This is a genomic window from Nocardioides pinisoli, from assembly GCF_024199985.1.
GTDB lineage: Bacteria > Actinomycetota > Actinomycetes > Propionibacteriales > Nocardioidaceae > Nocardioides > Nocardioides pinisoli.
The window spans coordinates 12,094-35,237 of record NZ_JANARS010000014.1 but is presented as its reverse complement, the minus strand read 5'-3'; the positions used below and the strand labels follow the sequence as shown (position 1 = coordinate 35,237).

Here is a 23,144-nt window from a genome sequence, read left to right as displayed (position 1 = left end):
GTTTCCTGTGCTTCACTCGTGGATCGCGTCGACGTGGGCATGAGTTCTTCCCCCGTTTCCGGGCTCGTGGATCGGCGCAACGTCCCCCCGACAGCAACCGCAAAGGATCAGCGCTGTGGCTCAGCATCGCCACAAGCGGGAAGCCCCTGCTACCACCACCCCCCGTCCCTCCCGAGTCCCCCGCTCCGTCCTCGTCTCCGCACCGCTCGCCGTCGTGGCGACGCTCTCCGCGGTGACCATGGGCGTGCTCGCCGCAGAGCCGGCGACCGACGTGAACCTCCTGGCCTCCTCCGGCACCTCCGAGCCGGTCGCCGCGGGCACGTCCGCCGACAGCACCGTCGAGGACTCCTCGCTCCGCCGGCGCGCCGTGACCACCACCGTGTCCCGCTCGCAGATCCGCGGCGCCGCCAGGGCCGAGGCCGCCGCGCGCAAGGACATCAGCGTGGACAAGAAGGCGCGCCAGCTCGCCAAGAAGCTCGACGACACCGTGTGGACCACCGACGTCCTCAACCTCTGGGACGGCCCGTCGGAGAAGGCCGACAAGCTCGGCGTCATCGACGCCCTCAAGAAGGTGCCGGTCACCGGTCGCGAGCAGCTCGGCCGCACCCAGGTCGTCATCGACGGCCAGTCCCGCTGGGTGACCTCCGACTACCTCAGCGCGACGAAGCCGAAGCCCGAGCCCGAGCCGAAGCCCGAGGTCCAGGCCAAGCCCGCCGGTCCGAGCCTGGGCGGCAGCTGCGCCAACGGGTCCTCCATCGACGCCGGTCGCGCCTCGCTGTACGAGATCCACGACGTGGTGTGCGCCAACTGGCCCTCGATCACGAGCTACGGCACGTGGCGCGGTGACGGTGAGCACGGCCAGGGCCGCGCCATCGACATCATGGTCAGCGGCGACACCGGCTGGGCCGTCGCCGACTTCCTGCGCGCCAACTACGCCGCCCTCGGCATCGAGTACATCATCTACGCGCAGAACATCTGGTCCGTGGAGCGCTCCGGCGAGGGCTGGCGCGGCATGTCCGACCGTGGGTCGGTCACCGCCAACCACTACGACCACGTCCACGTGACGGTCTACTGACACCACACCGCCGAGCATGTCGCCGACCGGGGCGTCGGCGGAGTCCGTGGCGCTCGCTAGGCTGACCGGCCGATGAGCATCGAGGACCCGTACGACGACTCGGCGCGCGAGCGCATCGTCGCCGAGCCACCCAAGCGGGTGGAGGCGCCGGTGCGCCTGGCGTTCGAGCGCGACCGGGCGCGCGTCGTCCACGCGGCGGCGTCGCGCCGGCTCGCGGCCAAGACGCAGGTCGTGGGTCCGCAGACCGACGACTTCGTCCGCAACCGGCTCACGCACAGCCTCGAGGTGGCCCAGGTCGCCCGCGACCTGGCCCGCGCCATCGGCACCCACCCCGACATCGCCGAGACGGCGGCGCTCGCGCACGACCTCGGGCACCCGCCCTTCGGCCACAACGGCGAGCGGGCGCTCGCCGGCCTCAGCACCGACTGCGGCGGGTTCGAGGGCAACGCGCAGACCCTGCGCCTGCTCACGCGGCTGGAGTCCAAGACCTTCGACGCCGACGGCCACTCCGTCGGCCTCAACCTCACCAGGGCGACCCTCGACGCCTGCACGAAGTACCCCTGGGCGCGCTCGGAGGCCACCGGGCCGCACGGCGTGCACGCAGACGGCACCCCGCGGGTCGTCGTGAAGTTCGGCGTCTACGACGACGACCGGCCCGTCTTCGACTGGGTGCGGTCAGGGATCGAGGGCCGCCGACGCTGCCTCGAGGCGCAGGTGATGGACCTCGCCGACGACGTCGCCTACTCGGTGCACGACGTCGAGGACGGCATCGTCGCCGGTCGCCTCGACCTGACCCGGCTCGACCGGGACGCGCTGTGGGAGACCGTGCGCTCCTGGTACCTGCCCGGCCTCGACGACGACGCCCTCGACTCCGCGCTGGCCGACCTTCGGGCGATGGGCAGCTGGCCCCGCACGTCCTACGACGGCAGCCGGCGCAGCCTCGCGGCGATCAAGAACCTCACCAGCGACCTCGTCGGCCGCTTCTGCGGCAGCGTGCAGCAGGCCACCCTCGCCGCCACGGGAGGAGAGCCCCCGGTGCGGCACCGGGCCGACCTGGTCGTCCCGGAGGCCACCGAGGTGGAGATCGGGGTGCTCAAGGGGATCGCCGCCCACTACGTCATGCAGGCCGACGACCGGGTCGCGCTGATGGAGCGGCAGCGACAGCTCGTGGCCGAGCTCGTCGAGCGGTTGTGGGCGCGCGGTGTCGACGCGCTCGACCCGGTCTTCGTCGAGGACTGGGAGCGGGCGGGCGACGACGCCGGTCGGCGACGCGTGGTCATCGACCAGGTCGCGTCACTGACCGACGCCAGCGCCGTCGCGCGCCACGAAGCGCTCGGTCAGGGCAGGTTGCCCTGGGGGTAGGGGTCGTCCTGCCGTGCCGTGCTGTCGGGGTGCAGCTGTTCCTCGAGGTCGGAGCGGTGCTCGCCGCTGCCCGACGGGGTCACCTTGTCGGCGGCCGTGCTGGCGGCCGTGCTGGCGGCGGAGGTCACCTTGTCCTTCACCACCGGGGCCTTGTCCTTGGCGAGGTCGGCGGCCTGGTGCGCCTTCTCCTGGACCCGCGGATCCTCCTTCACGCGGGTGGCCGCCTTCTTGATCTGGTCGTAGCGCTCCCGTCCGGCACGGGCGCCGAGCACGTAGCCGACACCTCCGGCGACGAGCAGCATGAGCTTCTTCATGGGGTCTCCCTTCCCTGGGTCAATGGTTGTTCAGTGGGCACCGCGGCGCCGCCACAGCAGCAGCACCACGGCCATCGCCACGAGCGATCCGGCAGCGGCGAGCACCTCGGTGCGCGGCTTGCCGGTGTCGTCCGTGACGGAGTCCTTGAGCGAGGCCACCTTGTGCTGGGCCTGCGACTTCACGTCGAGCTTGGCGGCGAGCTGGTCGACCGTGCCGGCCAGCTGCTCACGCTGCTGCGCGATCTCGGCCTCGAGCTGCTCGGGCGTCTTCTCGGGCGTCTGGTCACCCATGGTGGCCTCCCTTCACCGTCGCGATGTCCTCCTTGATGCCCTCGATCGCCCGCTCGGGCGCCGGAGGAGCGGCCTCGGCCACCTTGCTCCTGCCGACCACGCCCGCCACCGCAGCGGCGGCGACGAGGGCGAGCGCCACGACGAGCGCGGCCAGCCACGCGTCGACGACGAGCGCGAGGGCGAGGATGGCGGTCGTCACCAGGCAGGCGAGGGCGAAGAAGGCGAGGAGCCCGGCGACGCTGAACATGCCGATCCCGACGCCGGCGCGCTTGCCCTTCTGGGCGACCTCCGCCTGCGCGAGGCGGATCTCCGAGCGGATGAGCTCGGGGACCTGCTGGGTGAGCTGGTGGACCAGTGCGCCGAGGGTCTGACTCTGGGTCTGACTCTCTGGCGCTCCGTGCTGAGCAGTCATGTTTCGACCTTCCCAGACCCGCGGGCGGGGCACCAGCGACGTACGCCCCAAGGGGTGGCGTGACCCCCGTGAAGGGGGTGGCCGCGGCCGTTGTGGAGACGCCGCGGCGCTCGTGGGAGGCCGCCCGTAGACTCCCCGGCGTGGCAGGCCGGATTCGCGACGACGACATCGCCGAGGTGCGCGAGAAAGCGCGGATCGACGACGTGGTCTCCGGCTACGTCACGCTCAAGCGCGCGGGCGGCGGGTCGCTGAAGGGGCTCTGCCCGTTCCACGACGAGAAGACCCCGTCGTTCAACGTCAACCCCGCGCGCCAGTTCTTCCACTGCTTCGGCTGCGGCGAGGGCGGCGACGTCCTCTCCTTCCTCATGAAGGTCGACGGGCTCACCTTCACCGAGGCCGTCGAGCGGCTCGCGGAGAAGTTCGGCGTGCAGCTGCGGCGTGAGGACGGCGACGACGAGCCCGTCCGGCCGCGTGGGCCGGCTCGTGGCCGGCTGATCGAGGCCCACAAGGTCGCCCAGGAGTTCTACGCCGAGCAGCTCGCCGGCCGCGATGCGGTCGTCGCGCGGCAGTTCCTCCACGAGCGCGGCTTCGACCAGGCCGCGGCGGCGACCTTCGGGGTCGGCTTCGCCCCCCGCGACGGCGAGGCGCTGCTCCGTCACCTGCGCGGTCGGCGGATCAGCGACGAGGAGTCGGTCGCCGCCGGTCTCGTCGCCCTCGGTCGCTCCCACTACGACCGCTTCCGGGGTCGGCTCGTGTGGCCCATCCGCGAGGCCAACGGCGACACGATCGGCTTCGGCGCCCGCCGGATCTTCGACGACGACCGCATCGAGGCGAAGTACCTCAACACCTCTGAGACGGCGATCTACAAGAAGAGCCAGGTGCTCTACGGCATCGACCTGGCCCGCACCGCGATGAAGGAGAGCCAGCAGGCCGTCGTGGTCGAGGGCTACACCGACGTGATGGCCTGCCACCTCGCCGGCGTCAAGACGGCCGTGGCCTCCTGCGGCACCGCCTTCGGCACCGACCACGCCCGCGTGCTGCGTCGTTTCCTCGGCGACCACGACACGACCAGCGGCGAGGTCATCTTCACCTTCGACGGCGACTCGGCCGGGCAGAAGGCCGCCATGAAGGTGCTCGACAGCGACCAGGTGTTCGCCTCGCAGACCTACGTCGCCGTCGCCCCCGAGGGGATGGACCCGTGCGACCTGCGGCTCAAGGAGGGCGACGAGGCCGTGCGGGAGCTGGTCGCGAGCCGCCAGCCGCTCTACCGCTTCGCGCTCGACAACGTGCTCAACCGCTACGACCTCGACCGGGCCGACGGCCGTGTCGACGCCCTGCGCGACGCCGCCGGCCTGGTGGCGAGCATCCGCGACCGGACGAAGGTCGAGACGTTCTCCCGCGAGCTCGCCCACATGGTGGGGGTCGACCTCGACCAGGTGCGCGCCGAGGTGCGCCGGGCCGCCGACCGTCCGGCCCCCGGCCCCAAGGACGAGCGCCGACCCGCACGGGGAGCCGAGGCCGCCCACGCCCCGGAGCCGGCCCGTCCGGCCCTGCCGAGCCTGTCCGACCCGCGCTTCCTCATCGAGCGCGAGCTGCTCAAGCTGGTCATCCAGCACCCGGGCGGCGTGGGCCGCACCACCACCCACGTGACGACCGGCGACTTCACCCACCCGACCTTCCAGGGGGTCTGGGCGGCGGTGACAGAGGCGGGTGGTCCGGTCGCCGGCGTCGACGACCAGGGCTGGGCCGCGAAGGTGCGTGGCTCGGCCACCGACCCCGCGGTCGCCGCAGCGATCACCGAGCTGGCCGTCGAGCCGGTCCGCGGCACGACCGACCCCAACCCGACGTTCGCCGTGGCCTACGTCTACCGACTCCAGGAGCTCACCACGTCCCGCCGCATCGCCGACGTCAAGGCCCGCCTCCAGCGCACCAACCCGGTCGAGCAGGCGCTCGACTACAACCGGATGTTCGGCGAGCTGGTGGTGCTCGAGCAGCACCGCCGCAAGCTGCGCGAGGGCGCCGTCGGGCAGCCGGGAGGACAGGCATGAGCACGCCCGCCAGGAAGCGGTGGGGCCGTCGGCCCGGCCCGTCCGTCGCGGTCGGTCCGGGCGAGCGGGTGCTCGCGGCGGCGACCACGGGCGACGGCGTCGTGCTGGCCGGCACCCGCGACGCCTTCTACGTCGTCCGCGACGGTGACACCCGGCGCGTCCCGTGGGAGCAGGTGGAGGCCGCCGGCTGGGACCGCGACACCGACACCTTCCGGCTCTCGGAGGTGGGCGCGTGGGGTGAGCAGCGCCCCGTCCACACCGCGACGCTCGACGAGCCGGGGCGACTGCTCGAGCTCGTGCACGAGCGGGTCACCGCGAGCGTCGTCCTGCAGCGCCACGTGCGGCTGGGGCGGCGCCTCGGCCTGCGGGTGATCGCGCGCCGCGCTCCCTCCGGCGCCGGGGGCGTCCAGTGGGTCTACGAGTACGACGAGGGGGTCGATCCCGACGACCCGGAGGTCCGCGCCGCGGCCCGCGAGGCCCTCGAGCTGGCGCAGCGCGATGTCGGGCTGCCCTGATTTCACCCGCGGCGCGGAGGCTTGCTAAGGTTTCGCCTCGCTGCACAAGCGATCCCCTGTAGCTCAACTGGCAGAGCATTCGGCTGTTAACCGGAGGGTTGTTGGTTCGAGTCCAACCGGGGGAGCAAGAGAAACAGCCCGTGACCTGCGGAGACGCAGGTCGCGGGCTGTTCTGCTGCGCCGTGCAAGCGGCCATGCGTCGCGCGCAGGGTGATCTGGGACCGGCGGCTCAGCCCAGGCGGCGCGCGGCGAGCACGGCGACGTCGTCGTCGCGTCGTGGGTCACCGACCTCGTCGACCAGCGACGGAACGAGGTGACTGAGGGGTCGACCAGCCAGCGCCTGAGCTGCCGCAGCTGCGCGGTCCTGTCCGTCGGTGATGTCCTCACCACGTCGTTCGATGAGCCCGTCGGTGAAGGCGACGACGAGGTCGCCGACTTTGAAGGGGATCTCGATCGCGGTGCGGGTCGGGGTGCCGACGCCCAGCGGCGGACCGTCGGCTGAGGGGAGCCGTACGGAGCTCCCGCAGCTCACCAGGAGAGGTGCGGGGTGGCCTGCGTTCGCCAGGCTGAGGGTGTCTCGGTCGGGGTCGGCCAGCATGTACAGGAGCGTGACGAGCTGCTCCGACCCGTAGTGCTCGAACATCCGGTCCAGCCGGGCGAGGACGACCACCGGCTCAGGGTCGAGTGCTGCGTAGGCTCGTACCGCTGCACGGACCTGGGCCATCGCCGCAGCAGCTCCGACGCCTCGTCCCATCACGTCACCGATGAACATCAGCAGGCGGCCGTCAGCGAGCTCCACCACGTCGTAGAAGTCGCCGCCGACCTCCGTGCGGCCCGCTGGACTGTAGGAGTGCTCGAGCTCCCATCGCGAGGACGCGACCAGCGCGTCCGGCAGCACGGCGCGCTGCAGCTGGACCGCGGCGGCCAGGGTCTGGCTGTGGAGCTCGGAGTTGTCGAGCGACACGGCTGCGCGCTGCGCGAGCTCCTCGGCCAGGGCGAGGTCGTCAGGGGTGAAGTGGCGTTCGGACTCCGCCGTGACCCACGTGATCACTCCCAGGACGCGATTGCGCGCGACGAGTGGCACGGTGACGGCGCTGCGGAGGTGGAGGGCACGCGCGATCGCGGCGTGCTCGTCGTCCACGGCACTGGCCGTCAACATCTCGTCCGTGATCTCGGTGATGAGCTCGCTGCGACCGGTGCGCATGACGTGCCACGCGCCATGCGCGGCCTCGGGGTCGGCGGGGTAACGCTCGGCCAGCTGATGGGCGAGCCGTACCTTGTCCGGGTCGACGCGGGCCACCGCGAGCCGGTGCAGCCGGCCATCGTCGACCACGTCGATCGCGCACCAGTCGGCGAAGTCCGGCACGGCGAGGCGGGCGACGTTGGCCAGTGTCACCTGGTAGTCCAGGCTGCTGGCCAGCTCGGCGGCCGCCTCGGCCAGGAACTCCAGCTTGGCCCGCTGACGCGCTGCCTCGTCCCTGGCCGAGATGCGGGCGACGCTCTGCGCGCACGCACCGGCCAGGATGTCGAGGAACTCGATCTCGGTGTCATCGAGGTGCCGGGCCTCGGTGAAGATCAGGCTGATGGCTCCGATCACGGCTCCCGCTGTGACCAGGGGCAGGGCGACGACGGTCTGGGCACCGTTCCTCGGCATGTCACTGAATCGACGCTCGATGCTGTCCGGTCCGTTGACGACCATCCGGCTGCCGGCGCGGATGGCCTCCGCCGACGGCGTCTGCACGGTGAGGGGAAAGGTGCTCCACTGCTCCTCCGCCTCGGCGAGACCACCGGTCAGCGCCATGAGCTGGACCGTCCGCTGGTCCTCGTTCAGGAGCGTCATGGACGCGACAGCTGCCCCGACGGCTTCCGCCCCGTGGGTGACGACGGCGTCGCCGACCGCCTGGACGGTGTGCAGGTCCGCCAGCTCACCCGTCACGCGTGCGAGACGGGTGAGCCGGTCGGACAGGGTCACGGGACCGGGCACGGGATCATCATCGCAATGAAGGGACCCGGTGCGAGCAGCTATCGGCGCGAGCTCCATCCTTCGGTCGGCCCTGTCGTGACCTTTCGACGACGGTGATCAGTGGTTCCATCGGCGGTGTGCACTCCTCGAGGTCGACGCTGACCTGCTGCCCGCGCTCGACGACCACGGGCACGGTCTGCAGACGTGGCCGTCCCTCTCGCACGTCAGCGTGTGCCGTTGCGGCGGTCGGTTGCCAGATCAACGCGGCAGCATGAGCTGCGTTACGGGCCGGCCAAGCGTGCGATCGGCAGCAGGCGCCGGCCAGCCGGGGTGGGGCGGATCACCGCCCGGACTTCCACATCCGACCCCCGGCGGGCGGATCGGGTCACGACATCCGGGTACTGCGGGTCAGGTCCTTGCGGCGTCGCGACTCCGCACGGACCCAGGCCCGGGTGGTCAAGAAGCGGCCACCCGGGCCGCCTCCATGGTCACGTGACGACGGATCGGGCGAGACCGGCAGGGGGCGTCCCGTCCGCCGTGTCAGGCCTCGTCTATACGATGCGGTCGGGGTGACCCCATGGGAGGGAAGTCTTGAGCATGGACCGACACGAGTTCGGCCGACGGCTGGCCGAGGCCGCACGCGCGATGTCGGGCACCCGGCACCCGGCCGACACCCTCGAGCACATCGCGGCGATGGCCGTCGACCTGATCGGCCCGTGTGCCGTCGCCGGTGTGTGCGTGCTGCGGCCGGGGCGCAACGACACGTGCGCCCACTCCCACGCGTCCGTGCAGGTGATGGACGACCTGCAGCACGACCTGGCCGAGGGTCCGGCCATGGACGGCCCGTCGACCGCCGACGTGGTCTCGATCGGTGACCTCACCAAGGACGCCCCCTGGCCACGGTGGGCCGAGGAGGCGGTCGCGCGGACCGGCGTGCGGTCCTACCTGGGCTTCCGCCTGTTCGTCGAGGACGACGACAGCATCGGGATGCTCAACCTCTACGCCTACGAGCCCAACGCCTTCGACCACGAGGACCGGCTCGACGGTCTCGTCGCAGCCGCGCACGCCTCGGTCGCCCTGAGCACCACCGTGCGTCACGACCAGCTGCACACGGCGCTGACCAGCCGTCAGCTGATCGGCGAGGCGACGGGGATCCTCCGCGAGCGGTTCTCGCTGACGTCCGACCAGGCCTTCGCCGTGCTCAAGCGGCTCTCGTCGCAGCAGAACATCAAGCTCTTCGCCGTCGCCCAGCACGTGGTCGAGACGGGCACCCTCCCGAGCCCCGCCCCCTCGTCGCCCTAGCCCGGTCGCCTCGGTTGCGGTGACGTAACGCTTCCGAGGGCCCGTGTGAACTGTGCGTTACGTGCCTGCCGGAACCCGTGGGGCTGGGTCAGGGTGGCCGCATGAGCACAGACGCGAGCGAGGTTGACGACGAGCGTGGGGGGTTCGTCGTACGCCCGGACGGGACCGTGGTCGGTGACGACGGGGCCGCGGGTGCGCTCGCCGCGGCGTTGCCCTACACGGGCCGGTTGGCGCGGCGCGCGGGCGAGCTCGTCGGTGTCGGCGACCTGCGAGCCGTGGAGGCGCTGGGCTCGCGCCGGCTCACGGTCGGGGTGACCTGGACCCCGGCCGGCGAGGGCACCTACCGGGCGGTGCTGGCGCAGGCCGAGCCCCGCACGGTGCCGACCTTCATGGTCGTCGGTGGGGCGGACGCCACCGCCGCGGTCGTCCACTGCGTCGACCGGCTCGTCGCGGTCGCGGGGGTGCGCTGGGGCTCGGTCGTCACAGCAGGCTCGCGCGTGGTGGCGGCGGCGGGGGAGACGACCGGGACGGCCCACCTGGCCGAGGTGGGCACCCGCATGCTGGCGATCCTGCGCTCGCTGGAGGACCAGCAGGTCGCCGGCTTCGTCCGGTTGCGCTTCGAGGACGGCTCCCTCGTCGGCGCGTCGCTCGGCCGCCACGCCCTCCTCGCCCGCACGGACACGACGGACGACGAGGCGCTGCTCGCGACCGTCGACGAGGTGCGCGCGATCCTCGCCGACCGGGACCTGTCGCAGGTGCCGACGCAGGACGGCCCGGTCGCCGCCACCCGCCCGGCCCCCGAGCCCGTGCCGGAGGCCGCCCCGCCGGTTCCGCCCCCGCTGGTCGGTGCCCGGTTCGCCGGCGCGGGTGCTCGTGAGCCGCGCCGTGCTCGACGCCGCCGCTTCGCGCGGTGACTCAGCCCCAGCCGAGGGGGAACACCTCGAAGGTGGCCGCGTGGGTGACGCCGAGGCCCTGACCGCCACCGCGGAGGATGCCGTCGAGGAACTCCTCGGGGTCCCAGCCCTCCCAGCCGAGGCCCTCGATGTAGGCCCGGTGCTCCTTCAGCGACGCGACGCCGGCGGCGAAGGTGTCGGTGACGTCGACGGCGTGCGTCGCCTGCGGTGACCCGCCCGCCCACACCGCTTGCACGCCGCCCCAGGGCTCGAGGCCGTCGGTGAGCTGCTCGGAGAACACCCAGCGGTTGCCCGCGTCGCGGACCGCGTCGAGGAGTGCCTTGCCCACCGCGATGTGGTCGGCCTGGTTGAGGCTGGTGCCGCCGAACGTCTCGCGGAAGTTGATGGTCAGGGCGATGTCGGGCTTCTGCTCGCGCACGACCTTCGCGAGCACGCGCCGCAGCTCGACGCCGTACTCCAGGATCCCGTCGGGCAGGCGCAGGAACAGCACCTCGTCGACGCCGACGGTGGCCGCGGACGCGATCTCCTCCGCCTCGCGCAGCGACCTGCACTCGTCGGGATGGAGCCCGTCGATGCCGGCCTCGCCGCTGGTCACCATGCAGTAGACGACCTTCTTCCCCTGACCGGTCCACCGGGCGACCGCAGCGGCCGAGCCGTACTCGATGTCGTCGGGGTGCGCCACGACGAACAGCGCGGTCTGCCAGTCCTCGGGCAGGAGGTCGAAGGAGGGAGGCGTGGGGCGCTCGTCACTCATGTCCCGAGCATGGCACCGACCGGGCTCGTGTGTCTCGAGGGACGCAGGTCGATCAGGCCATCACGCCGACGGCCTGCGGCGCGAAGCCCGGGAAGACCTGCGCGACGGAGACGCCGAACCGGCGGGTGACGACCTCCGCGAGGACGCTGCGGTAGTCGGTGGTGACGAGCAGGTCGGCGTCGGGGGTGTCGGACAGGCCCGGCCACGAGCCGAGGTAGCGGCCGCCCCGCACCCCGGCGCCGGCGACGAGCATGACGTTGCCGAAGCCGTGGTCGGTGCCGTAGTCGTCGTTCTCCCGCACCCTCCGGCCGAACTCGCTGAGGGTCACGAGGGTGACCCGGTCGGCGGCCGGGCCGAGGTCGGCGAAGAACGCTGCGATCGAGCTCGCGAGGTCGCCCGCGTTGCGCCTCATGTCGCCCCACTCCAGGGTGCCGGCGTCGGTGTGCATGTCCCAGTCGCCCTGGTCGACGGTGACGACCTCGGTGCCGACGCCCGAGCGCACGATGCGCGAGACGTCGGACAGCGCCCGGCCCAGCCCGCTGTCGGGGAAGGCCGTCGCGGGCGTGCCGGCCGGCGTGTCCCGGGCGGCGCCGAAGGTCTGCGCGCCCGTGATCGCGTCGCGCACCGCGCGGCTCATCGGGTCGCTGCCCCGCCAGGCGTGCGCGAGGGACGCCAGCCGACGACCGTCCTCGTCGGCGCCCGCGACCTTGGCCTGGTCGACGCGGCCGACGACGAAGGCCGGCTGCGCGCCGAAGAGCGACGTCGGGGCCTGGTTGCCCATGGCCGTGCCCTGCAGCGGGGAGGTCCCGGGCAGCTCGCCCAGCAGTCGGTTGAGCCATCCGGTGCGCTCTCTCGAGCCTGGGGCGGCGTCCTCGATGGCCTCCATCGCGGCGAAGTGCGACCGGTTGGGCGTCGCCATGCCGGTGGCGTGGACGGCTGCCAGCGTGCCGGCGTCCCACATCGGCAGCAGCGGTGCGAGCGCGGGGTGCAGGCCGAACATCGCGTCCGGTGCCAGCAGGGCGGTGTGCGGGATCGCCAGGCGAGGCCGCGCGGCGTAGTAGACCGGGTCGCCGTGCGGGACGACCAGCGACAGCCCGTCGGCGGCGCCTCGCAGGGAGAGCAGGACGAGCACCGGGCCGCCCGGCACGCTCAGCCCGGCGGCGCTGCGGCCGGTGACGGCGTACGCCGACGGGCCGGTGCCGGTGAGCGACGGCCCGAGCGCGACGGCGCCCCCGGCCAGGGCGGTGCCGAGGAGCGCGCGCCGGCTGAGGGCCAGCCGGGCCTCGTCGTAGCCGGGGCAGCCGCAGGGACGGGCGGCGGGGGAGGTCGGGTGGGGATCGGTCATGTCAGCACGCCAGGTGGTCGGGGGAGTCGAGGACGGCGGCCAGCAGCCGCGGGAAGCCCCACTGGACGAGGGCGTGGTCGCGGTCGATCTTCTCCCTGGCCCGGCAGCCGGTGGCCAGGATCGCCGTCTGCACGAGCCGCTTGCCGGCGGGCCGGTGCAGCAGGTCGCGGCTCACCGCGTCGACGAGGTCCTCGAAGCGGATCGGCTTCTTCGCCGGCACCCACGCCTTCGGGGAGCGGTAGCGGATGCCCTCGGACGGCCACCACCCGCCGGCCATCGACCAGTGCAGGTCCATCGAGCCGAGGGCTCGCGACGGGGAGGCCCAGACGCCGTCGGTGACGGGCGTGCCGTCGGGACGTGGCCAGGCGTGCGGGGAGAGGCCCAGCCGGGACGCCTGCCAGAGGATCGCGTTGGCGGCCGAGTCGTTGCGAGCCGGCCGTCCGACCTCGGCGCCGAGCGCGCGGTAGGTGGCGACGACGTCCTCGCCGGGGTCGCGCAGCTTGTCGCCGGCCGACGTGCGGAACTCCTTGCTGGCCACCAGGGCGCGGAGCACCGGCACGATCGCGGTGTCGTTGCGCAGGTAGACCTTCGCGAGCCGCTTCACCAGCGACCGGGGCGGGTCGTCTCGCACGAACTTGGTCGCCAGCCGCCGGCAGACGTGCTCCGCGGTCAGCGGGTGGTGGGCCAGGTAGTGGAGGTAGTCGCGCGTGACCTCGCGGCCGTCGGCCTTCCGGTTCGCGTGCGTGAACCCCTTGACCCGGACCCTCCCGGTCGCGTGGTCCTCCTTGATGTAGGACGCCTTCCACGTCTCCCAGAGATCGACGTGGTGGCCGGTGAGGATCCGCGCCGACGCCTTGACTTCGTCCTCGTCGTAGTTGCCGGCCCCGAGGGTGTGCAGCTCGAGCAGCTCGCGGCCGAGGTTCTCGTTGGGGGCGCGCTTGGTGGAGGTCGCCGCCGACAGGAAGATCAGCATCGCCGGGTGGGTGGTGGTGGCGGCGAGCAGCTCGTCGAAGCGACCGAGGGCGTGGCGCCGAACGGTGTCGCCGTAGTCCACGCGCCACGTGAAGTGGGCGTCGCCACTCACCGGCACGTGGAGCATCGCCTCCCAGAACTCGGTCATCTTCTCCAGCAACGGCCGTCGGGTGCGGATGCGGCGCAGGAGCAGCCAGCGGCCGTAGTCCTCCATGACCTGCCACCCGCCGCGCACCTCCTGCACCTGGCGCTGCCACAGGTCGGCGGGTCGCCGGTCGAGGTCGGGCCACCACCGGCGTACGGCGTCAGCGGGCCCGTCGGGGAACGACCCCGGCCTGGAGACCTGCTGCTCGAACCACGCGGACGCCCCGCCGGCACGACGTACGTCACGGACGAGCGTCGCATCGATGCCATAGCCGAAGCGCGTGACGAGGTGACGCTGCGCGGGGGGCAGCAGAGCCGAGCGATCCTTGGCCACCGAGGTCCTCCCAAACCCGAGCCGCTTCCGAGACGCCTCACCCTCCCACGTGCGGCTTCGCGTGCGAAGTCGAACGCCGAATCCCGGTTGCCGCCCGGCCGTCGCTGCGGTCGGATGGGGCGGTGGAGATCGAGGAGCTGCCCGTGACCGACCCGGCGGCGAGGGCAGTCTGGCACGACGTGATGGAGCGGGCGGTCCGTGCCGACCGGCCGCACGCGCTGGTCAGCACCGCCGGTGCCTTCGAGGTGACCGCGACGTCGCCCAGCACCCATTACGCGCGCACCTGGCTGCAGGCCGTCGCCGACGGCGAGGTCGTGGGCGTCGCCGAGCTCGAGCTGCCGCTGAGCGAGAACACCGACGTCGCGTGGGCCGAGGTCCAGGTGCTGCCCGCCCACCGGCGCCGCGGCATCGGTCGCGCGCTCTGGGGTGCCGTGGTCGAGCGCGCCCGTGCCGCGGGCCGCAGCCGCATCGGAGGAGAGGTGACGGTGGACGTCGCGTCCCCAGGACCCGCGCACGCGTTCGCGGCGGCGGTGGGCACGGCCGACAGGCACCGCGAGGACCACCTCGTCGTGGACCTGCCCGTCGCCCTGTGCCCGGTCGACCCGGCCTACGAGGTCGTCACCTGGCGCGGCCGCTGCCCCGACGAGCACCGCGAGGCCTACCTCGCGATGCGCAACCAGATGAACGCCGACGTCCCCACCGGGGACCTCGACCTCGAGCCCGAGGTGCTCGACGACGCGCGGCTGGCGACGTCCGAGGAGCGGCTGATGCGGGCGTACGACGTCCGCGTCGCCGCGGCCCGCCGCCGCTCGGACGGCTCCTTCGGGGGCTACTCGCTGCTGTTCGTCCCGCACGGCACCGACTACGGCTGGCAGGACGACACCCTCGTGATGCCCGACCACCGGGGCCACCGGCTGGGGGCCGCCCTCAAGTCCGCCAACTACGCCGACCTGCCCGACGACGTCCGGCTGGTCCACACCTGGACCGCACCGTCCAACACCGCGATGCACCGCACCAACACCGCGCTCGGCTTCCGCGTGGTGGAGCACATGTACGAGGTCGAGGCCCCCATCGCCTAGGGTGCGCCCCGAGGGGCGGTAGCTCAGTCGGTCAGAGCAGAGGACTCATAATCCTTGGGTCGTGGGTTCGAGCCCCACCCGCCCTACGAGAGGGACGTGTATTGCTTCGCCTGATGGGTGACGGCTACTCCGGTTGATTGGTGACCCTCGCCAGATGAGGGACTTGAGCGTGACCGAGCAGCGGTATCAGGCCGTGCTGGCTGTGATCAGTGACGCTTCATCATCGGCGACGTCGATTACGCAACTGCCGGCTGGGTCGACTGGTACAACAACAGACGCCTGCACAGCACCCTTGAGATGATGACCCCGGGTGGAGTTCGAGCAAGCCCACTACGCGACTCTCAACCGAGAGCCGCAACCCGTACAGGAGCGGCGGAGAACCTGGGACGCTTCACCGTGAGAACCTCAGGGTGCGGTGGTGGGCGCGGGCAGATCCAGGACGCGCGAGTGGCGGAGGCGCCATACGAGGTACGCCGTGCCGAGGCGCGTGCGACCGTAGCCATCGAACGGGTCGAACCCGAGGGTCGCCGTCACCGTCTCGAGGCGCGACTGCATCGTGCTGTGGTGGACCCCGGCCGCGCGAGCCGCCTGCCGCAGCGAGTGCGAGCGGACCACCGCCGCCAGCGTCTCCGCGCCCCAGGCATGGGTCATCACCGTGTCGATCAGCGCGACGTCGGGTTGGAAGGAGCCGTCTGGCGCGTCGGCGAGCAGCCCGATCAGTCCGCCGAAGTCGTCGGCCAGGACCGAACCGACCGCGGGTGGGTCGCACAGCCGAAGCGCGACAAGTGCCGTGCGGAAGGAGTGGTGGAGGTCCTCGACCTCGGTCGCGACGCCGACCCCGCTCGGAGCGGCACTCACTGCGTGGTCGCCGTCCGGGAGGACGAGCGCGTGGATAGCGCCGAACCGGGTCGGGACGACGTCCTCGGGACCTTGCGGGTGCTCAGGCCAGACGGCGAAGAGCGGCGCACAGACGACCCGGTAGCGCGATCCCGGTCGCAGCCCGAGGGTGATCGCGGAGACGCAGCGGGCTTGGACGTCCACCTCGCGGTCGAGCAGGAGGCTCAGGTCGCGGCGGTGGTCGCTTCGGCGCCCTCGGCCGTGTCGGATCCGGATGGCCAGTGCGAGCCGCTCGAGCACGATCGCGTCGTTGGGCTGCCGTTCGCCGTAGCGCTCCAGCCATACCGTCAGCCCGTCGCTCGCGTCCTGCCGGAAGTCGGGGAGCACGTCAGGGAGTACGCCGTCCGCGTGGTGACCGCGGGGATCGATGCGCACGGTCCGGCCCGAGACCTCGGACCGGAACCCGGCCACGCAGCCGGCGAGCGAGGCAGCCGCGGCGAGGAGCGCTCGGGTGTTGACGTTGCCGACCATGAGCTCGTCGAAACACGCGATGACGCGCAGCCCGAGGCTCGCGCTTGGGTCCAGACGCGCGATGCGCCCGAGCAGCTCCTGCACGACGACCTCCTTCTGGTGAGCGAGCGTAGTCCGATTCTCAATCGGCGATGATCCGCTCGACCCAGCCGTTCCTGGCCCGGATCATGGCGCGACCGACGGCCGTATGGGCAGCGAAGATGTCACACGCGTGGAACGCGCCCGACCACACGTGCAGCTCGGCGTCGCCACCCGCGTGCCAGATCGCATCGGCGTAGGCGATCGCCTCGTCGCGGAAGATCTCGGCCGCGCCTACGTCGATGAACGCCGGCGGCAGGCCGGAGAGGTCCGTCGCACGAGCGGGAGCTGCGTACGGCGAGACCTCCTGCGTGCCGCGGGCGCTCCCGAGCAGCGCGGTCCAGCCGGTCTCGTTGCTGACGCGGTCCCACACGCCGACGCCGTCGAACTGGTGGGTGGAGGCTGTCACGCAGCGGTCGTCCAGCATCGGGTAGTCGAGCACCTGGCCCCGTAGCGCCGGCCCGTCCCGGTCGCGAGCCGCCAACGCGAGTCCGGCCGCGAGCCCACCCCCGGCGCTCGCGCCTGCAACCAGGAGACGGTCGCGCCGCAGACCCCACTCGCCCGCGCGCGACGCGGCGGCGTCGAGTGCGGCGTACATGTCGTCGAAGGGGAACGGGTGCGGATGCTCGGGCGCCAGCCGGTACTCCACCGTCACGAGGACCGCTCCGAAGTCGGACACCCAGTCGAGCACGAGGTCAATCCCGCTGAACCGGTCGCCGAACATCAGCCCGCCCGAGTGCGCGTAGACCACTCCGGGCCGCTCGCTCGTGACGTCCTTCGGACGCAGCACGGACACCACGACCTCGTGCCCGTCGGGAGCGACGACCACGTCGTCGGTGCACACGATGTCCTTGGCGAGGAGGAGGTCGTCGATCGGCGGCGCGGCATAGGACGTACGCATGAAGTCGATGAGGTCGGGCGTGATCGTCGGGGGGAACATCCCCCCGACGACCGCCAGGCCAGCCCGGAGCTCGGCATCGAACGGCGGCCGCGCGACGGGCTGCACCTCAGCTGTCACAGGGTTCCTCCGCAGTTCGTGTGGTCGGGGGATGGGGGGCAGGTCAGCGGCTCCAGCACATCGGTTTGCTCGCAAGCCTGCCACCGCCATGTGGCGGTCGTCACTGGGCGGACCCGGACGTCTTGTCGGTTCCGAGCGGGAATCGGGTGCACGACGGTGGACGGCAGCCGGACGGAGACACCGTCCCCGCACACCGAGGAGCAGCCATGGCCACACACATCGACGGATCCGGGATCGACCGTGTGCTCGCCGACGCAGTGTCGGACGGGGCGGTGCCCCACGTCGCCGCGATCGTCGCCGACCGCGACGGCGTCCGATATGAGGGGGGCGCGGGGGTCCGCGTGGCGGGTGAGTCCGACGACCCGGTGGGGACCTCCACCCACTTCCGCATCATGTCGATGACCAAGATGGTCTGCACCGTCGCCGCACTGCAGCAGAAGGAGCGCGGCGAGCTCGACTTCGACGCGCCCGTCGAGGACTACGTCCCGGACTTCGCCGACGTCAAGGTGCTCGAGGGCTTCGACGGCGACGAGCCGATCGTCGTCGAGCCACGCACGAAGGCCACGGTCCACCAGCTCGTGACCCACACGTCCGGCCTCGGCTACTGGTTCTGGAACGACCAGCTCGTGAAGTACGAGGCGGTTACCGGCGTCCCCAACGTGGTGCCCGGGTCGATGGCCGCCTTCGGCGCACCCATGACCGCGCACCCCGGCGAGAAGTACGTCTACGGCATCAACACCGACTGGCTCGGCCGCGTCGTGGAGGCGGTGGCCGGCACGACGCTGGACGCGGTCATCCAGGAGGGCATCGCCGGCCCGCTCGGGATGAGCAGCACGACGTTCCACCCCGACGAGACGCAGCTGGACAACGCCGTCACGGTTCACGTGAAGGGCGAGGACGGGACGTGGGGATCCGCCGGCAACATCCTCAACCCCGAGCCCGACTGGTGGGCCGGTGGCCACGGCCTCTTCTCCACGCCGCGCGACTACATCCGCTTCGAGCGGGCGCTCCTGCGGGGCGGCGAGCTCGACGGCGTACGCATCCTCGAAGAGGCCACCGTCGACGCAGCCTTCACCAACCAGATCGGCGAGCTCGACTTCCCCGCCGAGATCCCCACGGCCGACCCGCCGATCACCGACACGATGTATGCCGGCCCCGGTCACAAGTGGGGCTACGGCCTGCTGCTCAACAGCCACGACGTGCCGGGCCGCCGCCGCGCGGGCACGGGCTCGTGGGCCGGGCTCTTCAACACCCACTTCTTCATCGACCGCACGACCGGGATCTGCGCCTCGATCTACACCAACTCGCTGCCCTTCATCACGCGCGACGAGGCCTGGAAGCTCTACGGAGACTTCGAGGAGGCGGTCTACGCCGCCCTCTGATGCGACATGACGTGACGTGACATCCGTGCGGCTCAGCGGCAAGCGCAAGGGAGGGGCTCTTCGCGTGCTTCGTAGTGCCCCAGCCCTGGCTTGGCGCCGGCTTGCAGCAGTGATCTCGCGCACGTGTCGTATGGCGTCAGGTGCGTCCGCGTGAACCCCTGTCCCCGCACGCGCACATCGGGGAGAGTCGTGTCCGAGCAGACCCTGTCGAACCTGTCCCGCGAGGAGCGCCGCTTCGAGCCCCCGGCCGACCTCGCCGCGAGCGCCTACGAGGGGGACGTGCAGGAGAGCGCAGCTTCATCCGTGCGAGGTGATGCCGCCGCGCGCCCCGGCGGTCGAGGCTCGGTCGTGCACCGCCGCTCCGAGGAGACCTCATGACGAAGCCCGCCGACGCCCGCGCCCGCACGATGCTGCCGATCCCGGACCAGAGGCGCCCGGGGCTGACCACCTTCGACGCCAAGGACCCGGACACGTCGTACCCCCCGATCGAGCCTCTGCTGCCTCCGGAGGGTGCGCCCAACGTCCTCGTCGTGCTCCTCGACGACGTCGGCTTCGGTGCCGCGAGCGTCTTCGGGGGCCCGTGCGACACCCCGACCGCCGAGCGGCTGGCGGCGGGAGGGCTGCGCTACAACCGGTTCCACACCACCGCGTTGTGCGCACCGACCCGGTCGGCCCTCCTCACCGGACGCAACCACCACTCGGTGGGCATGGGCAGCATCACCGAGACGGCCACGTCTGCTCCCGGCAACTGCTCGGTGCGCCCCAACACCAAGGCGCCGCTGCCGCTGACGCTCAGGCTCAACGGCTACTCGACCGCGCAGTTCGGCAAGTGCCACGAGGTGCCCGTCTGGCAGTCCTCGCCGATGGGTCCGTTCGACGCCTGGCCCTCGGGGGGCGGCGGCTTCGAGAAGTTCTACGGGTTCATCGGCGGGGAGAACAACCAGTGGGACCCGGCCCTCTACGACGGCACCACGCCCGTCGAGGCCCCGCGGACGCCGGAGGAGGGCTACCACCTCACCGAGGACCTCGCCGACCACGCCGTTGCATGGATGCGTCAGCAGAAGGCGCTGATGCCCGACCGCCCCTTCTTCGTGTACTTCGCCCCCGGTGCCACGCACGCCCCCCATCACGTGCCGCGGGAGTGGGCGGAGAAGTACGCCGGCATGTTCGACGACGGCTGGGACGTCCAGCGGGAGCGGACCTTCGCACGCCAGAAGCAGCTGGGCGTGGTGCCCGCCGACGCCGGCCTGACCGTCCGGCACGACGAGATCGCCGCCTGGGACGACATGCCCGACGACCTCAAGCCCGTGCTCGCCCGCCAGATGGAGGTCTACGCGGGCTTCCTCGAGCACACCGACCACCAGGTGGGGCGGCTCGTCGACACCCTCCAGGACCTCGGCGTCCTGGACGACACCCTCGTCTACTACATCATCGGCGACAACGGCGCGTCGGCCGAGGGCACGATCAACGGCGCCTTCAACGAGATGGCCAACTTCAACGGCATGGCCGACCTGGAGACGCCGGACTTCATGCGGTCGAAGATGGCCGAGTTCGGGTCCCCCACCTCCTACAACCACTACTCCGTGGGCTGGGCGTGGGCGAGGAACACCCCGTTCCAGTGGACCAAGCAGGTGGCGTCCCACTGGGGAGGGACCCGCAACGGCACGATCGTGCACTGGCCGAGCCGGATCCGGGACCGCGGCGGGTTGCGCTCGCAGTTCACCCACGTCATCGACATCGCACCGACCGTGCTCGAGGTCGCCGGCCTCCCCGAGCCGGCGATGGTGAACGGCGTCCAGCAGGCCCCGATCGAGGGCACGAGCATGGCCTACACCTTCGAGTCGGCCGAGGAGCCGGAGCGCCACGACCTGCAGTACTTCGAGATGTTCGGCAACCGCGGGATCTACCACAGGGGGTGGAGCGCCGTGACCAAGCACCGGACCCCCTGGCTGCTCCGGCAGCCCGACGTCCCGGCGTTCGACGACGACGTCTGGGAGCTCTACGACGGCAGGGTCGACTACAGCCAGGCACACGACCTGGCCGCCGAGCAGCCGGAGCGGCTGCGGTCGCTCCAGCGCCTCTGGCTGATCGAGGCCGTCAAGCACGACGTCATCCCGCTCGACGACCGCACGGGGGAGCGGATCAACCCCGACCTGGCAGGGCGGCCCGTCCTGGTGCGGGGCGGCTCCCAGCTGTTCTTCCCCGGCATGGGCCGCCTGTCCGAGAACAGCGTGGTCAACATCAAGAACAAGTCCTTCTCCGTCACCGCGGAGGTCGACGTCCCCGACGGCGGCGCCGACGGCGTGATCATCGCCCAGGGCGGGGGCTTCGGAGGATGGTCCGTCTACACCAGGGACGGGCTCCTCAGGTTCGCCTACAACGTGCTCGGCATCCACCACTACGTCACGACCTCCGAGCGACGGATCCCCGGTGGCACGCACCAGCTGCGGATGGAGTTCGCCTACGACGGCGGCGCGCTGGGCAGGGGCGGAGACGTCACCCTCTACTGCGACGGCGACACCGTGGGCGCAGGACGGGTCGACGCCACCCAGCCGATGATCTTCTCCTCCGACGAGACGACCGACATCGGCTACGAGTCGGGGACGACGGTGTCGGCCGACTACGACGCCCGGACGAGTCGCTACACCGGTCGGATCCACTGGGTGCAGCTCGACACGGGTCGCGACGACAACGACCACTACATCGATCCCGAGGAGCGGCTGCGCATCGCCATGGCCCAGCAGTGAGCGCGCTCGCTACCCCTCGCCGGCGATCAAGTAGCCGTCGCCCTGCCTGGCGAGCTGCAGCTGGCCCTGCTCCGTCCGTGTCTCGCCCGACGTGGTGACGAAGTCGATCGTGTACGTCGTGGTGAGCGAGCGCGGGTCCGCCTTGATGGCGCGCGGGGTGGCCGACTCGATCGTGCTCCAGAAGCCGGAGTAGCCCTCGAACCCACCACTGGCGGCCTGGAACTCCGGGGTCAGCAGCGCGAAGGTCGACTCCGGGTCCGAGGTGACGGTGGAGAAGTAGTCCTGCACGAAGGTGCGCATGGCCGCCGGGGTCCCGGCCGCTTCGGACGGGGTGGGCTCGGAGGTCGGCTCCTCCGTCGGCTCGGACGTGGGCTCCTCGGTCGGCTCGGAGGTGGGCTCCTCGCTCGGCTCCTCGCTCGGCTCCTCGGAGGCGCTGGGCTCCGCCGAGGCGCTGGGGTCGTCGGCGCTGCCGGTCGGCTCGTCGTCGCGCGGCCACAGCAGCCACGCGCCGAGACCCGCGACCAGCACGAGCGCGAGCGCCGCCGCCAGCCAGCCGGCCGGGCGTCGACGCGACCCGTCCGACGCCGCGGCCGCCCCGGGCGGGGGCGGTGCGGGGGTCGGGGCAGGTGCGGGCGCCGGCTCGGCGGGCGCGGCTACGGGCGCCTCCGTGCTCCGTGTCGTCTGCCCCGGGGCGTCTGTCCCCATCGGTGCGGGCGGGGCCATCGCGACCGTCGCCTGCCCGTCGGGCTGCTCCTCGCGGCTGGTCCGCGCTGCCTGCGCCGGTGCCGTGCTGGGCTCGCCCCGGGCGATGCGGCGCAGGTCGTCGCGCACCCGCAGCATGGGCCAGCGCTCGGCGGGGTCCTTGACCATCATCACGGCCAGCAGCGCCGCCGCGGGGTGGTCGTCCGACAGTCGCGGCGGGTCGTCGTTGACGATCCGGTAGAGGCCGCCGAGGACGTTGGTCCCCACGTCGTAGGGAGGCGTGCCGACGACGGCGTGGTAGAGGGTCGCGCCGAGCGACCAGACGTCGCTCGCCTCGCTCGCGGGTTGGCCGGACGCCACCTCGGGGGCGATGTAGGCGGGAGACCCCGTGATCAGACCCGTCTGCGTCAGCGCGGTGTCGCTGGCGGCCCGCGCGATCCCGAAGTCGCCGAGCTTCGCCTGCTCGGTGCCGGTGAGGATGATGTTGCTGGGCTTCACGTCGCGGTGGACGACACCCGCGGCGCCGGCTGTGACGAGCGCGTCGGCTGCCTGGGCGAGGATCGCGGCTGCCCGGCGCTCCGGGAGCGGCCCCTCGGCGGCGACCAGCTCGGACAGCGTCCGGCCGTCGACGTGCTCCATGACGAGCCAGTAGCAGTCCTCCTCCTTGACGAGGTCGAAGATCGACACGACGTTGGGGTGGTTGATCCCCGCGGCCAGCCGTGCCTCACGCTGCGCGCGTACGACGTCGTCATCGGTGGTGCCGGGCAGCAACCCGATGCGCTTCACCGCGACCCAGCGGTCCAGCAGCTCGTCGTGCGCGAGGTGGACCACCCCGGCGCCGCCGCGGCCGATCTCCTTCTCCAGGCGATACCTGCCTGCGATCACGTGTCCCCCTCTCCGTGGCTGACGTTCAAGGCTAGTCACCTCTGCGTGGTGGCCTCACACCCGTTGGGACCAGTCGGGGGTACTAGCACCATCGGCCATCTCGTCGGCGCCCCTGCTGGGAGCGAGGCTGGGAACACCCG

At 72.0% G+C, this 23,144-nt stretch carries 20 protein-coding genes, 2 tRNA genes and 1 pseudogene; 13 read left to right on the top strand and 10 right to left on the bottom strand.

What is annotated here, in order from left to right:
* Positions 1–214: 214 nt before the first annotated feature.
* Both NCI01_RS21265 and NCI01_RS21260 read left to right on the top strand, forming a co-directional pair.
* The gene (locus tag NCI01_RS21265) at positions 215–1,075 is read left to right on the top strand and encodes a VldE C-terminal domain-containing protein (RefSeq protein ID WP_254183493.1); all 861 of its coding nucleotides are present in this window, start codon (positions 215–217) and stop codon (positions 1,073–1,075) included.
* Positions 1,076–1,147: 72 nt separating this feature from the next.
* Entirely contained in the window at positions 1,148–2,437 is a 1,290-nt protein-coding gene (locus NCI01_RS21260) for a deoxyguanosinetriphosphate triphosphohydrolase (protein WP_254183492.1), read from the top strand.
* Here the strand turns inward: NCI01_RS21260 and NCI01_RS21255 are convergent.
* From NCI01_RS21255 to NCI01_RS21245, 3 genes are read right to left on the bottom strand one after another with little or no spacing between them, the layout of a single operon-like run.
* Positions 2,413–2,751, bottom strand: a complete 339-nt coding sequence (locus tag NCI01_RS21255; protein WP_254183491.1) for a YtxH domain-containing protein — start codon at positions 2,749–2,751, stop codon at positions 2,413–2,415. The genes NCI01_RS21260 and NCI01_RS21255 overlap by 25 nt on opposite strands.
* Positions 2,752–2,781: 30 nt before the next feature.
* On the bottom strand, positions 2,782–3,042 hold the full coding sequence (locus tag NCI01_RS21250) for a DUF3618 domain-containing protein (RefSeq protein ID WP_254183490.1): 261 nt from the start codon (positions 3,040–3,042) through the stop codon (positions 2,782–2,784).
* Entirely contained in the window at positions 3,035–3,454 is a 420-nt protein-coding gene (locus tag NCI01_RS21245; RefSeq protein ID WP_254183489.1) for a phage holin family protein, read from the bottom strand. The genes NCI01_RS21250 and NCI01_RS21245 overlap by 8 nt, the downstream gene beginning before the upstream one ends.
* A 140-nt stretch (positions 3,455–3,594) precedes the next feature.
* Between NCI01_RS21245 and dnaG the strand changes: the two genes are divergently transcribed.
* From dnaG to NCI01_RS21230, 3 genes are all read left to right on the top strand, one after another.
* Positions 3,595–5,502 (top strand): DNA primase, encoded by a 1,908-nt coding sequence (gene dnaG / locus NCI01_RS21240; protein ID WP_254183488.1) that lies wholly within the window; start codon positions 3,595–3,597, stop codon positions 5,500–5,502.
* Complete coding sequence (locus NCI01_RS21235) at positions 5,499–6,017, top strand: hypothetical protein (protein WP_254183487.1); 519 nt, start codon at positions 5,499–5,501, stop codon at positions 6,015–6,017. The genes dnaG and NCI01_RS21235 overlap by 4 nt, the downstream gene beginning before the upstream one ends.
* A gap of 52 nt (positions 6,018–6,069) precedes the next feature.
* Positions 6,070–6,142, top strand: a tRNA-Asn gene (locus NCI01_RS21230).
* Between the two features lie 104 nt (positions 6,143–6,246).
* Here the strand turns inward: NCI01_RS21230 and NCI01_RS21225 are convergent.
* Entirely contained in the window at positions 6,247–8,001 is a 1,755-nt protein-coding gene (locus NCI01_RS21225; RefSeq protein WP_254183486.1) for a GAF domain-containing SpoIIE family protein phosphatase, read from the bottom strand.
* A gap of 576 nt (positions 8,002–8,577) precedes the next feature.
* Between NCI01_RS21225 and NCI01_RS21220 the strand changes: the two genes are divergently transcribed.
* Complete coding sequence (locus NCI01_RS21220) at positions 8,578–9,282, top strand: GAF and ANTAR domain-containing protein (protein WP_254183485.1); 705 nt, start codon at positions 8,578–8,580, stop codon at positions 9,280–9,282.
* 101 nt (positions 9,283–9,383) lie between these two features.
* Positions 9,384–10,196 carry a hypothetical protein gene (locus NCI01_RS21215; protein WP_254183484.1) on the top strand — a complete coding sequence of 271 codons (813 nt, stop codon included), beginning with the start codon at positions 9,384–9,386 and terminating at the stop codon, positions 10,194–10,196.
* A 1-nt stretch (position 10,197) separates the two neighbouring features.
* Here NCI01_RS21215 and NCI01_RS21210 read toward each other — a convergent pair whose 3' ends face one another.
* Genes NCI01_RS21210 through NCI01_RS21200 form a run of 3 tightly spaced genes read right to left on the bottom strand, consistent with a single transcriptional unit; the run spans position 10,198 to position 13,745 of the window.
* Complete coding sequence (locus NCI01_RS21210) at positions 10,198–10,950, bottom strand: PIG-L deacetylase family protein (RefSeq protein WP_254183483.1); 753 nt, start codon at positions 10,948–10,950, stop codon at positions 10,198–10,200.
* A gap of 52 nt (positions 10,951–11,002) precedes the next feature.
* The gene (locus NCI01_RS21205; RefSeq protein ID WP_254183482.1) at positions 11,003–12,295 is read right to left on the bottom strand and encodes a DUF1501 domain-containing protein; all 1,293 of its coding nucleotides are present in this window, start codon (positions 12,293–12,295) and stop codon (positions 11,003–11,005) included.
* Between the two features lies 1 nt (position 12,296).
* A complete protein-coding gene (locus tag NCI01_RS21200; RefSeq protein WP_254183481.1) occupies positions 12,297–13,745 on the bottom strand; it encodes a DUF1800 domain-containing protein in 1,449 nt (482 codons plus the stop codon).
* A gap of 122 nt (positions 13,746–13,867) precedes the next feature.
* Between NCI01_RS21200 and NCI01_RS21195 the strand changes: the two genes are divergently transcribed.
* The 3 genes and pseudogenes from NCI01_RS21195 to NCI01_RS21185 all read left to right on the top strand — a co-directional run.
* Positions 13,868–14,824 carry a GNAT family N-acetyltransferase gene (locus NCI01_RS21195; RefSeq protein WP_254183480.1) on the top strand — a complete coding sequence of 319 codons (957 nt, stop codon included), beginning with the start codon at positions 13,868–13,870 and terminating at the stop codon, positions 14,822–14,824.
* 12 nt (positions 14,825–14,836) lie between these two features.
* Positions 14,837–14,910, top strand: a tRNA-Ile gene (locus NCI01_RS21190).
* Between the two features lie 136 nt (positions 14,911–15,046).
* A pseudogene (locus tag NCI01_RS21185) lies at positions 15,047–15,224 on the top strand (integrase core domain-containing protein); the annotation flags it as partial.
* Positions 15,225–15,229: 5 nt separating this feature from the next.
* Here NCI01_RS21185 and NCI01_RS21180 read toward each other — a convergent pair.
* Positions 15,230–16,276: a helix-turn-helix domain-containing protein gene (locus NCI01_RS21180; protein WP_254183479.1), complete on the bottom strand. Its 1,047-nt coding sequence runs from the start codon at positions 16,274–16,276 to the stop codon at positions 15,230–15,232.
* A gap of 37 nt (positions 16,277–16,313) precedes the next feature.
* A complete protein-coding gene (locus NCI01_RS21175) occupies positions 16,314–17,288 on the bottom strand; it encodes an alpha/beta hydrolase (RefSeq protein ID WP_254183478.1) in 975 nt (324 codons plus the stop codon).
* A 206-nt stretch (positions 17,289–17,494) separates the two neighbouring features.
* On the opposite strand from NCI01_RS21175, the gene NCI01_RS21170 reads away from it, so the two are divergent.
* The 3 genes from NCI01_RS21170 (at position 17,495) to NCI01_RS21160 (ending at position 21,417) form a co-directional block, all read left to right on the top strand.
* Positions 17,495–18,670, top strand: coding sequence for a serine hydrolase domain-containing protein (locus NCI01_RS21170; RefSeq protein WP_254183477.1), 1,176 nt, complete (start codon positions 17,495–17,497; stop codon positions 18,668–18,670).
* A 189-nt stretch (positions 18,671–18,859) separates the two neighbouring features.
* Positions 18,860–19,048, top strand: a complete 189-nt coding sequence (locus tag NCI01_RS21165; protein ID WP_254183476.1) for a hypothetical protein — start codon at positions 18,860–18,862, stop codon at positions 19,046–19,048.
* Complete coding sequence (locus tag NCI01_RS21160) at positions 19,045–21,417, top strand: arylsulfatase (RefSeq protein ID WP_254183475.1); 2,373 nt, start codon at positions 19,045–19,047, stop codon at positions 21,415–21,417. Before NCI01_RS21165 ends, NCI01_RS21160 begins: the two co-directional genes overlap by 4 nt.
* 9 nt (positions 21,418–21,426) lie before the next feature.
* Here the strand turns inward: NCI01_RS21160 and NCI01_RS21155 are convergent, their stop codons facing one another.
* Complete coding sequence (locus tag NCI01_RS21155) at positions 21,427–23,004, bottom strand: serine/threonine-protein kinase (RefSeq protein WP_254183474.1); 1,578 nt, start codon at positions 23,002–23,004, stop codon at positions 21,427–21,429.
* Between the last annotated feature and the right edge of the window lie 140 nt (positions 23,005–23,144).

What these genes read in the sequence shown, in the direction of transcription:
- NCI01_RS21170 (WP_254183477.1), top strand. Translation starts at nt 17,495, where the DNA reads ATGGCCACACACATCGACGGATCCGGGATCGACCGTGTGCTCGCCGAC.
- NCI01_RS21260 (WP_254183492.1), top strand. Translation starts at nt 1,148, where the DNA reads ATGAGCATCGAGGACCCGTACGACGACTCGGCGCGCGAGCGCATCGTC.
- NCI01_RS21255 (WP_254183491.1), bottom strand. Translation starts at nt 2,751, where the DNA reads ATGAAGAAGCTCATGCTGCTCGTCGCCGGAGGTGTCGGCTACGTGCTC.
- NCI01_RS21245 (WP_254183489.1), bottom strand. Translation starts at nt 3,454, where the DNA reads ATGACTGCTCAGCACGGAGCGCCAGAGAGTCAGACCCAGAGTCAGACC.
- NCI01_RS21250 (WP_254183490.1), bottom strand. Translation starts at nt 3,042, where the DNA reads ATGGGTGACCAGACGCCCGAGAAGACGCCCGAGCAGCTCGAGGCCGAG.
- NCI01_RS21235 (WP_254183487.1), top strand. Translation starts at nt 5,499, where the DNA reads ATGAGCACGCCCGCCAGGAAGCGGTGGGGCCGTCGGCCCGGCCCGTCC.
- NCI01_RS21220 (WP_254183485.1), top strand. Translation starts at nt 8,578, where the DNA reads ATGGACCGACACGAGTTCGGCCGACGGCTGGCCGAGGCCGCACGCGCG.
- NCI01_RS21210 (WP_254183483.1), bottom strand. Translation starts at nt 10,950, where the DNA reads ATGAGTGACGAGCGCCCCACGCCTCCCTCCTTCGACCTCCTGCCCGAG.
- NCI01_RS21215 (WP_254183484.1), top strand. Translation starts at nt 9,384, where the DNA reads ATGAGCACAGACGCGAGCGAGGTTGACGACGAGCGTGGGGGGTTCGTC.
- NCI01_RS21205 (WP_254183482.1), bottom strand. Translation starts at nt 12,295, where the DNA reads ATGACCGATCCCCACCCGACCTCCCCCGCCGCCCGTCCCTGCGGCTGC.
- NCI01_RS21160 (WP_254183475.1), top strand. Translation starts at nt 19,045, where the DNA reads ATGACGAAGCCCGCCGACGCCCGCGCCCGCACGATGCTGCCGATCCCG.